This window comes from Paenibacillus sp. GCM10027629, from assembly GCF_042676425.1.
In the GTDB taxonomy this organism is placed as follows: Bacteria; Bacillota; Bacilli; order Paenibacillales; family Paenibacillaceae; genus Paenibacillus_K; species Paenibacillus_K terrigena.
In genome coordinates this window covers 195,232-211,023 of record NZ_JBHTGZ010000005.1, presented here as the reverse complement: position 1 = coordinate 211,023, position 15,792 = coordinate 195,232, and the positions used below count along the sequence as shown (strand labels likewise).

Genomic DNA, 15,792 nt, shown 5'->3' with positions numbered 1-15,792 from the left:
TAGAGGTCCGAATTTCGTCTCCCCCGCCTGTTTTAGCGCCAAGTTAATGCAAGAATCCATGATAGCTCTAATATAGACGCGATTTAGGTTATAGTTAATGCTAAAATCCATGATAGCAGCCAACCTACACTGAAGGAGCTCGCTCTTTCACCTTCCACGCACTGCACATCCTGCCGTCACAGCACATATTACTGCGCCACGATCCAATCCACGCCAAACTTCTCAAGCGGTTTGACCCAATCCTTCGGCATATGAACATCGCTAATCACCGTATTCATATCTCGCCATTCCGCAATACGATAGAGCTGGGTAAGTCCTATTTTGCTGCCATCGGTCATGACAATGGATTGCCTGGAATTGCCCATCATCTTACTGACGAGCTGCCCACGTTCTGCATCAAATGCGGTAATCCCCTTGCCCAGCACCATCCCATCGATGGAAATGAACGCCTTATCCGCATGGAACAGATCCACAATTTTCTCGGCGATGGAGCCGGTTATTCGAGAATGCCTCGAATTCACTTTGCCCCCAATCAGATAGATTTCGCCATTGAATAGTTCCTTATTCTTGTATTCAATCAGCTGATGCAGCGCTGGAATCGATATCGTTAGCACCGTCAGGTTATTCTTATTCATCAGAAAATCAATCATCGCAAGCGGCGTCGTCCCGTCATCAATAAAAATGACGTCATTATCCTCCACCAGTGCGGCCGCAGCCTTCCCAATCATTCGTTTCTCCTCGGCATAAATCACTTCGCGTTTGAGATAGGAAGGTTCTTCGCCGAGGAGGTTAATCTTCACCGCGCCCCCGTATACCCGCTTCAACCGGTTCTCGAGCTCCAACTCCTCCAAATACCGACGAATGGTCTCCGAGGACACCCCTAACTTCTGCACGAGCTCAAATGTCTTAACCTGTCCCTCTGCGTTCAACTGCTCTAATATGATTCCTTTACGTTCTTCGCCAATCAACGACAACTGCGAATCCCCTCCGTCATACAACTTATCTCTACACATTATAACTTTAGAACAACGGCTTCGCTATCCAGAACATGAAGAAGGGCGATGCAGGTATTGCACTCGCATCGCCCTTGGCAGACTTATCAATTGTCTACAAGCTTTTCGACTCCACACAACCAACAGCAGATACAAGCCGCTCCATATCGCCGGGATAGACTTCGCCAATATTGCCGATGCGGAACGTGTCCGCGTTGGAGATTTTACCCGGATAGATGACGAATCCTTGAGCTTTGAGCTCCTTATAGAAGTCTTCGAACTTGAACGATGCGTCTGGATAATAGAATGATGTAATGATCGGAGAATGCATTTCATCCGCCAAAAGTGTCTCAAATCCCAGATCCCGCATACCGCGCACAAGGGTCTGCTGATTCTGACGATAACGCGCATATCTTGCTGCAACGCCGCCTTCTTCCTCAAGCTCCAGCATCGCTTCATCAAATGCTCTCACAACATGCGTCGGAGATGTATAGCGCCATTTGCCGCCATTCTGCTCCATATGACTCCATTGATCATACAAATCCAGCGAGAGTGAACGCGCCTGACCTTGGCAAGCCTGAAGCCGGTCGATACGTGCGATGACAAATCCGAAGCCCGGAACCCCTTGAATACACTTGTTCGCGCTGCTGATCAAGAAGTCGATACCGATCTCAGCCACATCCATCGGCACGCCGCCAAAGCTGCTCATCGCATCCACGATGAACACTTTATTGTGCAACTTCACAATCTGGCCCGCCTCCGCAATAGGATTCAGAATCCCCGTGGTCGTCTCACAATGGACCATCGCTACGTGGGTAATCGAAGGATCCTGCTGAAGCATCGATTCCAGATCATCCAAATCCGGAAGAGAGACTTCGCCGCTGTCGAGCACCACCACTTGAACCCCTAGCACTTCAGCCATCTGAACGATCCGTTTACCATAAGCACCATTCGTCAAGACGAGCAATTTGTCCGTGCTGCCCAGTGCGCTTCCGATCACCGATTCCACGCAATACGAACCGCTGCCTTGCAGTAACACGGCAGAATATTCTTCAATACGCTGCGTTGCAAGTGCAACAAGCCGGCGGCGAATGCTCTGTACCAGATCATTATAATCGCGATCCCATGTGCACCAGTCCTTGAGCATCGCAGCTTTGACCCTCTTGCTTGTCGATAACGGACCTGGGGTGAGCAGCAAATACGGATTATCATCTAACAGTTCAGTATTCATATAGTTACGCTCCTCGATTATGAAATGATGGATAGCATCGGTCTGTAACTAAACCAACACCTCAACGGCCTCAGCTTGGGTAATACGTTCGTTAATACGGTCGATTAAGGCTGGAAATTCTCCGATATGCTTAATCACATAATGCGCGCCTGCGGCCTTGAACCGCTCTTCAACCACTTGCATCCGAGCTTCCAGTTCTTCTGCCTGCATATTTGCTACTTCTGCCTCACTCAGCCCTAACTCGCTGCCGCCTTGGATCACGCCTACACTCCACATGCCGGCATTCACGCCTTCCAACACATCGCTGATTGTATCCCCGACTTTGACCATCGCTCCCATCGGATAGATGCCGAGCAGTTCCGCGTTGCGGTAGCACATCCAAGGGTAAGGTCGTCCTGCGAACACATCATTTGGTGTGACGAGTGTATCTGGGAAATAACCTTTGCGTTTCGCTTCTGCCGCGACGATATCCATCATTTCTGCCGTATATCCCGTCGTTGAACCAATCTTAAGGCCACGTTCTCTGAGGTTCGCAACGACTTCCAATGCTCCCGGTACCGGATCGGTATAACGTGCTAAATCTGCGAACAACATCGGCTCAAAATCAGCGTATAGCGCATCGACATCGGCTTCCTCCGGCATTCTTCCGTAGCGCTCCTGCCACAATCCCGCAATACGTTCCATCGCGAGCAGCGCCTTAATATGATCACGCTTCAGCATGCCCATCGGCCCACGCGCTTCTTCGGCTGTAATCTCAATCTCCCACTTCTTAAATACATTGACGAATACAAGCAATGGAGCAAAACAACCATAGTCCACCATCGTCCCTGCCCAGTCAAATATAACGCCTTTTATTTTCCCTTGATACGGTAATGCCATCGCCACACACACTCCTTTTAAATGATTAGATTCGCCCGAAAAACAATTAATACCTATTTTATTAATTTTATTTAATTGTTTTTAGTTGTTTTCACTTGTGTTTATGATCAAATCATAAGACACCACTAGGGTAGTGTCAATTGCCTACAGCCATATTTACGTAATATTCATAATGCCTTGTCCTGGCGCTAAATAACCCCACAAAGTGGTGCTTTGCTGGGGCCCCGAAAACAAAATCCCCTCCAAGCCGCTCACAACGCATAAGAAATCCAATGCGCGTGGTCTGTCAACTTGGAGGGGATATACCTAGGAAAATGATAAATTTTACCAATATTTTGTCAGGTTAATGGAAGGTTTTTTATTTTTAGGTGAGAAAATGTCATGAAAGTAAAGAAGTGTATATCAAAAGTAAGAAAATATCTATTTAGCACGCATGAATCTGTCTCATAGTATTAACTGTGAAGAGGCCTCTTGGAGTGAATGGGCGCCCGGGCAAATCCCATGTACTCGACTTGTAACAACGTAACTATCATTTCAATCTAAGAAATGGGGATGAAAAATGAAACGTAGTCAGGGGCATCAAAGACGAATTTCGTTGTTGTTACTATTTGCGCTAATCTTCTCGATTGTTTTTTCGATTCATCCATCGGTAGCGAAGGCAGAAGGGGATACGCCGCCAGAGGCTACGCAGCCCGGGGATCAACAGACGTTACCCGAAATTCCTAGTCAGCCCGAACCACAACCGGAGCCTTCACCAGACCTTGAGCAGCCACTCGATACCGAAGCCGTTGCTGCCGCTGCGACGGGATATTTTCCACCCAACACCGCAGCATCTGGAAATGTGAAGAATATGGCCTTGTTGTATACGGGATATTACGGCGGTCGAACGACATACGAGGGAAAAGAACTCGGCACATATGACAAAAATACATTATTGCCTTATGTTGCGCACTACAACAGCAGTAACACGATGGACGACACTTTTTTCGACTCATTTCTGTTCCTAGGAATCAATACCCCCGATTATAGAGATTTCGGCGATACAGCGGACTCTGCCAAGTGGACCTATAAGACGGATTGGGAGTGGTACATGAACCGCCTGTTCACCGCCAATCAACAACTCGATGCCCTGAATCAGGCCACCCAACAGGTTGCGACCACACTCAACCAACCAAGTTATAAATCCAAAGTCTATATTATGATTCCTTACCCCAACAGCGAAATCACCAATTTCGGCGATGTCGATAATGACGGCATCAGCGAGAACCTGAATGCGAACCCGAGCAATCTGACCAAGGTCACCAAGTGGTATATCAATACCGTACGAAGCAGATGGAACCAGGCCAATTACAGCAACCTTGAATTAAAAGGCTTCTATTGGTTCCACGAAGATATCGACGTGTACAATCAGGGTGAAGTGAATGCGGTTAATAACACAGGTAACTATCTGCACACCCTTGGCTTAAAATATGCCTGGATTCCGTATTTCGGCGCGGGGCAAAGCAACAACTCGCAGAACTACACCTTTGATTTCACGATTCAGCAGCCTAACCACTATTTCGTTCCGAGTTCAGACTATTCGAGAATGACCGCTGTAACCAACCAAGCTACAACATACAATAAAGGCATTGAGATGGAATTTGACGAAAGGGCGATGCACGACCTCGATTTCAAAAACCGGTTCGATAATTACTTAAAAGCCGGCGCTGAATACGGATATATGACGGGAGCGATCAAGGGCTGGTACCAAGATATCTTCGCGATTTATAACTTCTATAAAAACAAGAACAACAGCGGCATTAACGGCATTTATGACGGTAGACAGATGTATGAAGACATCTACAAATTCACCAAAGGGACGTACACAATTCCGGGCAATTTGGCAACCGGTAAAACGGCCGTTGCCTCTACGAACCAGAGTTCTTCCAACACCGCGGCCAAAGCCATCGACAATTTGCCAGGTACGAGGTGGTCAAGCCAGCAGTATTCAAACAACGAGTGGATCTACGTCGATCTCGGGCAAGCGTATAACGTGAACCGGGTCAAATTGAGCTGGGAGTACGCGTACGGAAAGAGCTATAAGATCCAAGTATCGAACGATGCAACCAACTGGACGGATGTCTATACGACAACGACAGGCGACGGCGGCGTCGACGATATCGCCTTCGCCCCTATAACGGGAAGGTATGTGAGAATGAGCGCAACGGAACGGGGAACGATGTACGGCTACTCCATTTATGAGTTCCAAATATTCGGAGATAGCGTAGGATCTGGCTTAACTGCCAATCTAGCATTGAACAAGACGGCTTCGTCATCCACCTATCAGGATGCCACCTTGACGGCAAACAATGTGGTAGACGGCAACGGAACGACGCGATGGTCCAGCACATTCGCAGACCCGCAATGGATCACGGTCGACCTCGGGCAGACGTATAACGTGAATCGCGTCATACTGAATTGGGAGCTCGCCTTTGGCATCGGCTACAAAATCCAAGTGTCCAACGACGCATCTAATTGGACGGACGTGTACACCACGACAACGGGCGACGGCGGTATCGACGACATCTCCTTTGCTGCGGTTAACGCGAGATATGTCCGGATGTACGGGACGCAAAGAGCCTACTCCTTCTACGGCTATTCCTTGTACGAATTCCAGATTTACGGCAAACCGAATCTAGCGCTGAACAAATCAGCAACCTCCTCTTCCAACGAGACAGCCGCATACACGGCCGATAAAGCGGTAGATGGCAGCCTGACGACCAGATGGTCCAGTCTATATTCCAACCCACAATGGATCTACGTCGACCTCGGACAACAGTACCGCGTCAATAATGTCAAGCTAAACTGGGAGTTTGCTTATGCGAAGGGCTACAGGATTCAGTTGTCGAACGATGGACTCAACTGGTCGGATGTGTATGTGACATCGGAGGGCGATGGCGGCATCGACGACATCTACTTCGAACCGTTAAATGCAAGGTATGTAAGGATGCTCGCGACAAATCAAGGCACCGGCTACTGGTATTCCCTTTATGAATTCGCAGTATACGGCAGCTGATCCACTCGCAACGCGTAAAACCTGATATCGGGTTCTTACCCTAATAACAAAACCAGCCCATGCACGATACACTGTGCTGGGCTTTTTTTAGCTTGTACCCCGTCCCTCTGTATTCATCCAATGGTGCCGCTCGCAAGGCTTCGTTCTACATCGTCTGACCATTATCCACGGTGATGATCTGGCCCGTCAGTGACTTCTGCAGCAGCATAGAGACGATTGACTCCGCAATATCCTCCGGTGTCGATATCCGCTGCAGCAAGATGCTGCCTGCCAACTGATGCATCTTCGCCTCATGGCCTGCCCACCATCGTGTGTCGACTGCGCCCGGGGCAATCGCATTAACGCGGATATCTGGCGCAAGCGCATGGGCGAGCGACTTGGTCAGTCCGTGCACGGCTGCTTTGGATACGGCGTAAGGCAGCGAGGAGCCAAGCCCTGTCGTTCCCGCGACGCTGCCGAGATTCACGATCGCACCCTCTCCATTCTTCTTCATATACGGAGCCACAGCTCTCACCGTATAGAACATCCCTTTGACATTCACGGCGAGCAGACGATCCCACGTCTCATCCGTCACGGCATCCAGGTCGCTCATCGGAAGCTGCGCCGTAATGCTCGCATTGTTCACGAGATAATTTACGTTCCCGTACTTATGCACAATGTTCGCAATCATCTGCTGCACCTCTTGCTCATTGGATACATCCGCTTTGACGGCAATCGCCTGACCCTGATTGTCCCGGATCACTTGGACGGTTGCAAGAGCCTCCGCTTCCGATCTGGAATAGTTCACCGCGACGATGGCCCCTTTTCTCGCAAGCAGGATACTTGTTGCCCGACCTACGCCTGTTCCTCCACCCGTTACTAACACCACTTTATTTTGCAATTCCATCGAGATTCACCGATCCTTTCCTTTCGTTGCTGTCCTTCTGTTACCATCGTACTGCCCCCTAATCTCGTTGTATAATTGTTAGATATCATACTGACTATTAATAAAACTGATACTGGGAAAAGAGGGATTGTCATGGAAAGTCCCGAGCTTCGAATTTTCCAATGCGTTGCCGAGGAATTATCCTTCTCTAGAGCAGCTGATCGATTAGGGTACGTGCAGTCCAATATCACACTTCGCATTCAAAAGCTGGAGCAGGAGCTCGGCGTCCCCCTATTCGAACGCACAAACAAAGGGGTTACGCTCTTGCCTGCGGGCGAGAAGCTGCTTCACTACGCGAACCAAGTGATTAACTTACTGGAAGAAGGTAAAAAAGAAGTAGCTGCGACGCCAGCCCAAGCTGTCCTGCGGATCGGGGCTACACAGACCTTTGCCGCTCAGCGCCTGCCAGTTCTGCTTAGCCGATATAACCGCGACTTTCCGCAAGTACAGATATCCATGAAGACTGGTAATCAAATGGAGTTGCTTCGACATGTCGCACATGGCGAGCTCGATGGTGCGTTCATTAGCGATCAATTCCATGATGAGCACGTCGAAGCCGTCATGAACTGGGAGGAGGAACTCGTACTCATATCGTCATCGAGTGATTCTCATCCGCTGGAACAACCTATTATTGTTAATGCTTTTCCCGATTGTCCATATCGACGACGCTTGCTTGAATGGTTCGATCAACAGGATCAACAGCCTGTGTCTGTCATGGAATTCGATACGCTGAACGCCATTCTGACAGGTGTCAAAGAAGGCATGGGCATCTCTTTATTGCCGAAGAGTGTCGTCCCGCCAGATGTGAGTTGTATTCCTCTACCTGATGGATTGCGCCACGTCGGGATTCAATTTATCGTCAAGCGAACGGCGGCAAAGCCTGAGGCACTTACAAGCTTCATTCAGATGTTGGAAAAGGACAAGTAGCAAAGGCACGTTACGAGGTATTAGAGTTTGCTGCCGTTTGTTACGGATAGATCTCATGAGGATATGACTTCATCCATCTCCTATCTTGGATATTTGCAGCAACTTTCGGACTTTGCATCCTACTTCGTACGCTATCATGGAATCTCGCACTAACTTTCCATCATTTCGCTAACCTTGGCGCCTATTGGGTCGTCTATCCTGCTAGGATCCAACATAGCCCCGAAATCGTGCAGAAACACACCTCCTATCGTGGATAGAATCCATTGTAGCGTGTACTTACTTACGGCCCCCAATACCTCTCCTCTGCTATACACAAAAAAGGCGGTACCCACGACTTCCATCGTAGATACCGCCTTTCTATTCATGTATGGATCTGCGGGCGATCCAACCGGTACAGCTTCGCATACCGCGGCTCCCGCATCAACTCTGCGTGCGTACCTCGCATCGCAACGCGCCCATCTTCGATGAAGATAACTTCGTCCATCAGCTCCACGCCCACCAGATGGTGCGTGATCCAGAGCAGCGATTTGCCTTGCAGCGCACGGAAGATCGTCTGCAATAGATCGCGCTCCGTGCGCGGATCGAGGCCCACCGTCGGCTCGTCGAGGATGACGACGGGCGTGTTCTGCAGCAGCACGCGCGCGAGGGCGATCCGCTGCCGCTCGCCGCCGGAGAACCGCTGCCCGGTCTCGAGCATCGGCGTCGCATACCCTTCCGGCAGCGATGCAATGAGCTGATCCAGCTTGACCTGCCGGGCCACCTGCGCGATCTCCTCATCCGAAGCATCCGCGCGCCCGAGGCGAATGTTGTTCGCCACCGTCGTATCGAACAGATGCGGCCGCTGATTCAGCACCGAGACAACCGAGGCAATCTGCTCCCCATAACGAGACGCGGGAACGCCATTGATATGCACATGCCCGCTATTCGGCACCAGTGAGCCTTGCACAAGCTTGAGCAGCGTCGATTTCCCTGCGCCGCTGCGGCCGATGATCGCCACGCGCTTCCCTTGCGGCAGATCAAGCTGGATATCCTCTAGCGTCCAATTTGAAGCCTGCGGATCGGCAGCGTCTCTTGCCAGCTGCTCCGATGATGGATAACGATAACAGACATCTGTAAGCTGAATATACGCAGCTTGCCCCGCAAGAAGCGGTAATCCTGTCGCAGAAGGATCAACTCCAAGGTCCCCGCCGTCATCTCTCATCTCATTCAGACGCCCGAGCGAATCGCGATACTGCGGAATCTTCTCAATCGCCTCCGAGACCGGCAGAAATGCATCCATCAGCGGGAAGACGACGAGCGTAAACGCTGCGATCAGCGTAACAGTGAACGACCCCTCCGCCGCTTGTTGCCCCGACCAATACGCCATCGAGACGACTGCGAGCCCCACGATACACTGCGCAATGAACATACGTACGCGTGCTAAGCGGCTGAGTGAACGCTCAATCGCCGCTACTCGCTGTTCATCCGCTTCATAGGCTGCGGCAAATTGCGCAGCACGCCCGCTAATCATCCAATCGCCCATGCCAAGCACGGCGTCCGTCAGCTTACGGTATAACCGGCTGCGTTGCTGCTTCATCTGCTCATGCCGTGAATGCGTGATCCATAACGATACACCTGGCAGTACGAAGACGAGAACGAACAAATACAACCCCATCAAGAACGCGAAGCCGATGTCGAACCAACCTAGCAAGACGACTACAGCAATATACATGATGAGTGCGACTACCGTCGGAAATACGGTGCGCAAATAAACATTTTGCAAATATTCGATATCGTCCGCGAGTACCCCAAGCACATCCCCCGTCCGGTACCGCGAACGGATGAACAAAGCTTGCGGTTCGAGCATGCGATACAACCGAACCCGCATCTTGGACAAAATGCGAAGAATCGCATCATGCGAAGCCAGACGTTCTACATAGTGAATAACTGCGCGACTGATCCCGAACGTACGCACTAAGACAACCGGGACATAGACGAGCAGAATATTTTCCGGACGGAGTGCCGATTTCGAGATCAAGAAGCCGGACGTGAACATGAGCGAGCTCGCTGCCAGCACAGTCAAGAGGGACAGTGCAATGACCATGGCGAACCGCCATCCGTGTTGCCGAACGTAAGGACGGAACCACGATTCTTCTCTCACGATATCCCCTCCATTTCTGCTGTCATCAGTCCGTAATAGACGCCGCGCTGCGCAAGCAGCTCATCATGCGTCCCCATCTCAGCTAACCGGCCTTGATCCATCACCAGGATGAGATCCATATCCGGCATCCAATGCAATCGATGTGTCGCGAGGAACACGAGCTTACCCGCGAACAGCGGAAGCATGGTCTCCTTGATCTCCATCTCCGTCTCAATGTCTAGGTGAGCTGTCGGTTCATCCAACAGAATAACCGATCGATCACTTAGAAAAGCCCGTGCCAGTGCAACCCGCTGCTCCTGCCCGCCGCTGAGCTGCCGACCGCCATTTCCGATCACCTCGTTCATGCCATGCGTAAGCTGAGCCACCAGTTCTTGAAGTCCTGCGGCCGCAGTGGCCTCCGCCACCTCTTCATCCGAAGCCTCTGGACGATAGAAGCGCACATTATCTGCGAGCGACATATCGAAAATATACGGGTGCTGCGGAATATACGTCGTCTCTCCGCGCCATGCTGCATCATGTAGCCCCGGGATGTTCACGCCATCCAATCGGAACGTGCCCACATTCGGCTGCAAGAAGCCGCCTAGTACATCGATGAGCGTCGATTTGCCTGCGCCGCTCTCCCCGATGATCCCGATGCGCTTCATGCCTGCAATCTCAAGCGATACGTCCTGCAAGGAACTTGGCCCTTCCACTTCATGCTGAACATTCACATGCGATAACGACAGAACGCTGTCCTTCGTCCATGTGAATCCTACCGGAAGTACCGACACTCCAACCTTCAGCCCTTCCTCCGCAATCATCGCTTGCATGGCCTTCCCGGCTTCTTTCCCTTTGAGCGTCGCATGATAGTCCGCTCCGACCATTCGCACAGGCAAGAAATATTCCGGCGCAAGGATCAGCACGAGCAGCGCAACCTCAAGCCCCATCTCGCCATTAATGAGTCGCAGCCCTAAGCTGACCGCCACCGAAGCAACCGACAGCATTGTGAAGAAATCCAACGCAAAAGAAGAGAGAAATGCCATCCGCAGCGTCTTCATTGTCGCGCTGCGATAGCGATCACTCACCTGTTCAATTGTATCCCCATGGGATCGACTACGGCCGAGGAACTTTAGCGTCTCGAGTCCGCGCAAGGAATCGACGAAGTGATTCGATAGCTTCCGGTAGGTCTCAAGCTGCTTCTCGGTATGCTTCTTCGTCGCAAGCCCAATCAAGATCATGAAAGCGATCAGAATCGGTAACGTCACAATCAAGATAAGTGCCGCTGTTGGATCCTTCACGAAGATAAAGAGGACAATAAGCGCTGGCGTAATCGCCACACCCATCATCCGCGGAACGATCAGCTCCAGATAGGTGCGGAACTGCGTTATGCCGTCGAGCACGAGCGTCACGAGGTTGCCCGTTCCTTCCTTCTTCGCGAACCGAGGGCCAAGCTCGAACAGCTTCTGCAGCAGCTGTTGCTGCAAATCTCTGCCCGTTGTCTCCGCGAACCGATAGGCTATCTTCTGCATCGCAAGACCCGTGATCTGCCGCAATATAAAAGCAAACAGGAACATGGCCATTTTGCCGTACTGTTCCTGCAGCGGTTGGCCAGCGAACAAGGCGGAGATGACCTCCGCCAGCCATGTCGCCAGCAATATAATAGACACACTTTGAACAAGGGTCAGGAAGGCCGTCAGCGCAAGCACCGACTTTGCCCCCTTCAATCCCATTATGTCTTTTCCCATTAGTATTCCAAGTGCTCCTTCTCGTGAACCCGTTTATGAAATACGAAGTAACTCCAAATCTGATAACCTAATACGAATGGCAGCAAGGTTAACGCTACAATCGTCATAACTTTAAGGGAGTACGCTCCCGATGCTGCATTATCAATTGTTAAGTTGAACGCTTGATCAATCGAACTAATCATAACACGTGGGAACAATCCAATAAATACCGATGCGACCGACAACACGATCACCGCACCTGTCATCCCGAACGCCCAGCCGTCTTTTTTTACTTTCATGAAGTAACCTGACAACAAGAACGCAATGAGGCCAACGACGCCGACCGCTGCAAGAATGCCGCCGCGAACTTCGAACACATCCGTCATTGTATATGTCATGATCCCGAAAGCTGCAAGCAATATCCCAAGTGGAATGAGCAGCATCTGTCCGAGCTTACGCGCTCTTACTTGCAAGTCTCCCACCGTACGCAATGTTGTAAACATCAGACCGTGCACGAGGCACAACATTACGACCGTTAGACCGCCAACGAGCGTGTACCCGTTCACCATATCGAACAAGCCAGCTTTCATTTCCATCTGTGCGTCAATCGGAAGCCCTTTGATCAAACCTGCGAAGACGACACCAAGCAATAACGGCGGCAATAAGCTGCCGAGGAAAATAACCCAATCCCATGTCTTTTTCCACTTTTCATGTTTGACTTTACCCCGGAATTCGAACGCGACCCCGCGCCCGATCAGAGCTAGCAATAGGAACACAAGCGGTGTGTAATATCCACTGAACAAGGTCGCATACCAGTTCGGGAAAGCCGCGAACATCGCGCCCCCTGCAGTAATCAACCAGACTTCATTCGCGTCCCAGAAAGGACCGATCGAATTGATCAACACGCGTCGCTCTCCATCCGTTCTTGCGAGCAATTTCGTCGACATCCCGACACCGAAGTCAAACCCTTCGAGGAAGAAGAACCCAATGAACAGCACCGCCACTAGAACAAACCAGAGATCATTAAGTAAGTGCATGTTGCTTCTCCTCCTTCACAACTTGATCGAATGGATCATGGGAATGTTCATCATGGTGATCATCCGGCGCATAAGGCCCTTTGCGAATCACTTTGATGAATAGATAGACAAGAATAATCGCCAGAATCAGATAAATAGTTGAAAAAGCAATGACCGAGAACAGAATCTGCCCCGCACCTACGCTCGGTGAGATACTGTCTTCCGTACGCATTAATCCGAAGACCGTCCAAGGCTGGCGCCCAATCTCCGTCATAATCCATCCGAACGTATTCCCGATGAACGGTAACGAAATGCCTAAGACCATCAAACGCATGAACCATTTGTTCGGCTGCTCCAGCTTCTTGCGCCACGCCAGGAACGTACCATATAGACCCATAAGAATCATCAGGGATCCCGCTCCAACCATGATGCGGAAGCTCCAGAAGGTTGTGCGTACCGGTGGAATATAATTCCCCGGACCATAAGTCGCCTCATATTCTGCTTGCAGTTCTAACATCCCTTTAACTTCACCGGAAAATTTACTATATGACAAGAAGCTCAGCAAGTACGGAATCTGAATCTCCATCCCATTCTCTTGCTTCTTCGGATCGATGGTCGCGAAGACCGTCCAACCCGCGGGATCGCCACTCTTGCCCCACAAGGCTTCACTGGCAGCCATTTTCATCGGTTGCGTATGAATCAAATATTGTGCTTGTTGATGCCCCCACAGCGCCACACCGACAGAGGAAATCAGACCAATAATAATCGCAATATGGAAAGACTTCTTGAAAAATTGCACATCTTGACGCTTCAGCAGCTTGTAAGCACTAATCCCCGTAATCAAGAATGCACCTGTTGCAAATGCACCTAATACCGTATGCGGAAACTCTACGAGCAGCTGGCCATTCGTGATCAGGGCCCAAAAATCATTCATCTCCGCGCGGCCATTCAGAATTTGAAATCCAACTGGACGCTGCATGAATGAGTTCGCAAGCAAGATCCAGAATGCGGAGATAATCGTACCGATGCTAACGAGCCAAATGCAGACCAAATGTACCTTTTTCGATAGTCGATCCCATCCGAAAATCCATAGACCAATAAACGTCGATTCTAAGAAAAACGCGAGCAAAGCTTCGATCGCCAGCGGCGCCCCGAAGACGTCTCCGACGAACCTCGAGTAGTTTGACCAGTTCATCCCGAACTGGAATTCTTGCAGAATCCCCGTAACAACCCCAACTGCAAAGTTAATGAGAAATAATTTACCCCAGAATTTCGCCATGCTTCTGTATTCTTCCTTGCCTTTAACGACGTACATGGTCTGCATAATTGCAATCGTTAACGCAAGACCAATGGATATCGGTACGAAGATAAAGTGAAAGATTGTCGTCGATGCGAATTGTAATCTTGCCAGAAATACAGCATCCATCCGTTCATATCCACCTTTCGATAACATTTTAATTTGGAGGCGAAGGCTCCCCGCCCCACTTCCTTCCTGTATTCTGTCATGGCCTCGAATATTCTAATGTGATTTTTATCACATTATCTCGCGCGAATCCGTTTTCGCAAGGGAACATTCCCGATTTCGTCACACAATGCCCTGAAAAAGACAGAAAAGAAGGTCAAATGCACTTGCATTCAAGGCAGCCCGTCCAAAAATAAAAACTTCATTTTATCATAACAAAACCCGAGTGCTAGGCCTGCCTTATAAGCATGCCTTACACCCGGGTCTCTTTTTTCCATCTTATGCTGAAGATTTCTCCTCAATATCTGCATGTCCTGCGAGTCGATCCAGTCGAGCAATCTGATACCCGTATTCATAGCAAGCAGCTGCGACAATTGATAATCGGCGAGAGCCATCGTCGAAATGAATTTTCTGCATGACCGTCTGGAGGAATTTCTCGTTCTCGATCTCCATCTGTTCGATACTCTCCAGCTCCGGCTTCATTTTATCGTCTAATTTCAACAGGACTAATTCATGCGCTTTCTCAAGCAGCTCCAAATGTCTGTCGAAGGCTGCATTGATTTCCGGCGTTCGTGTGGATTGGAAGTAATGATTATCGATCGTCTCCAGCACTTCAAGCCCTTTCTGGAGCGTGTTCAGCATCTGTTTGTAGACAACAATCTGCCGCGATCTGCGATACTTGGCGCGTTTGATCTTCTTGATTTCTTCTTCGAACAAATTAAATTTATCATGCAAGGACAACATTTCCGTCTCGAGTGCATGGTATTCGGAGCGGAAAGAGGATTCTTTCATCTCATCGGAGATGGCGGTCCTAAGGAGCAGCGACATCCTATTAAAGACAGCATCTATCTGCTTCAAGAACTGTACATTCGGCTTCGGCGGGAAGAACAGAATGTTAATGACAAAAGCCGAACCAATCCCGACGAGCGTATGTAAGAATCGACTTAATGCGAAATCCCATTGCCCAGAAGCTTCCATCACGGCAATGACCGTCACGAGCGTCAGACCGATGGTCTCTTCCATTTTCATCTTCAGACAGATCATAATCACAATAATACAAGTTAAACCAATAATGAGTGGATCATTCGCGAATGCCATGCCGACGAGAAGTGCAATAGCTGCACCCAATGTATTCGTCTGAAGCTGGTCCAAGAAATAACGCCAAGAACGATAAATAGAAGGCTGCATAGCAAAGATCGCGGCAACGGCTGCAATAACAGGCGTCTGGAATCCAAGAAACATACTGATATATAGTGCCATCGCGACAGCAATTCCTGTTTTTAATACACGCGGTCCTAATGCCATGTCGCACCTCCTTCCCTCTGTCAACGTGCTGAGTTCTCTGTACAGCCTAATATTACATGGTGCATCAGCGCGTTGGCAAGTTATGAGAAAACCTCTATCGAGGTACATTCGACGATGAGCGACCGCGTTTAGAGGTGGTTTTTATCGCCAATGTGGT

At 49.9% G+C, this 15,792-nt stretch carries 11 protein-coding genes; 2 read left to right on the top strand and 9 right to left on the bottom strand.

Annotated elements, in window-relative coordinates; translation table 11 throughout:
* Positions 1-188: 188 nt before the first annotated feature.
* From ACFQZR_RS06925 to phnX, 3 genes are all read right to left on the bottom strand, one after another.
* The gene (locus tag ACFQZR_RS06925) at positions 189-974 is read right to left on the bottom strand and encodes a DeoR/GlpR family DNA-binding transcription regulator (RefSeq protein WP_379344924.1); all 786 of its coding nucleotides are present in this window, start codon (positions 972-974) and stop codon (positions 189-191) included.
* A gap of 133 nt (positions 975-1,107) precedes the next feature.
* Positions 1,108-2,223, bottom strand: coding sequence for a 2-aminoethylphosphonate--pyruvate transaminase (phnW, locus tag ACFQZR_RS06920; protein ID WP_379344238.1), 1,116 nt, complete (start codon positions 2,221-2,223; stop codon positions 1,108-1,110).
* Positions 2,224-2,271: 48 nt separating this feature from the next.
* Positions 2,272-3,102 carry a phosphonoacetaldehyde hydrolase gene (phnX, locus tag ACFQZR_RS06915; protein ID WP_379344236.1) on the bottom strand — a complete coding sequence of 277 codons (831 nt, stop codon included), beginning with the start codon at positions 3,100-3,102 and terminating at the stop codon, positions 2,272-2,274.
* 559 nt (positions 3,103-3,661) lie between these two features.
* Between phnX and ACFQZR_RS06910 the strand changes: the two genes are divergently transcribed.
* Positions 3,662-6,157, top strand: coding sequence for a galactose-binding domain-containing protein (locus ACFQZR_RS06910; protein WP_379344234.1), 2,496 nt, complete (start codon positions 3,662-3,664; stop codon positions 6,155-6,157).
* 145 nt (positions 6,158-6,302) lie between these two features.
* Here ACFQZR_RS06910 and ACFQZR_RS06905 read toward each other — a convergent pair whose 3' ends face one another.
* Positions 6,303-7,043: an SDR family NAD(P)-dependent oxidoreductase gene (locus ACFQZR_RS06905; protein ID WP_379344232.1), complete on the bottom strand. Its 741-nt coding sequence runs from the start codon at positions 7,041-7,043 to the stop codon at positions 6,303-6,305.
* A 132-nt stretch (positions 7,044-7,175) separates the two neighbouring features.
* On the opposite strand from ACFQZR_RS06905, the gene ACFQZR_RS06900 reads away from it, so the two are divergent.
* The gene (locus ACFQZR_RS06900; protein ID WP_379344230.1) at positions 7,176-8,009 is read left to right on the top strand and encodes a LysR family transcriptional regulator; all 834 of its coding nucleotides are present in this window, start codon (positions 7,176-7,178) and stop codon (positions 8,007-8,009) included.
* Positions 8,010-8,370: 361 nt separating this feature from the next.
* Here ACFQZR_RS06900 and cydC read toward each other — a convergent pair whose 3' ends face one another.
* The 5 genes from cydC to ACFQZR_RS06875 form a co-directional block, all read right to left on the bottom strand.
* A complete protein-coding gene (gene cydC, locus ACFQZR_RS06895; protein WP_379344228.1) occupies positions 8,371-10,149 on the bottom strand; it encodes a thiol reductant ABC exporter subunit CydC in 1,779 nt (592 codons plus the stop codon).
* Complete coding sequence (gene cydD, locus ACFQZR_RS06890; RefSeq protein ID WP_379344226.1) at positions 10,146-11,873, bottom strand: thiol reductant ABC exporter subunit CydD; 1,728 nt, start codon at positions 11,871-11,873, stop codon at positions 10,146-10,148. The genes cydC and cydD overlap by 4 nt, the downstream gene beginning before the upstream one ends.
* Positions 11,873-12,889 (bottom strand): cytochrome d ubiquinol oxidase subunit II, encoded by a 1,017-nt coding sequence (cydB, locus tag ACFQZR_RS06885; protein WP_379344224.1) that lies wholly within the window; start codon positions 12,887-12,889, stop codon positions 11,873-11,875. Before cydB ends, cydD begins: the two co-directional genes overlap by 1 nt.
* A complete protein-coding gene (locus ACFQZR_RS06880) occupies positions 12,876-14,294 on the bottom strand; it encodes a cytochrome ubiquinol oxidase subunit I (RefSeq protein WP_379344922.1) in 1,419 nt (472 codons plus the stop codon). Before ACFQZR_RS06880 ends, cydB begins: the two co-directional genes overlap by 14 nt.
* Before the next feature lie 315 nt (positions 14,295-14,609).
* Positions 14,610-15,635: an FUSC family protein gene (locus ACFQZR_RS06875; protein ID WP_379344222.1), complete on the bottom strand. Its 1,026-nt coding sequence runs from the start codon at positions 15,633-15,635 to the stop codon at positions 14,610-14,612.
* Positions 15,636-15,792 lie beyond the last annotated feature (157 nt).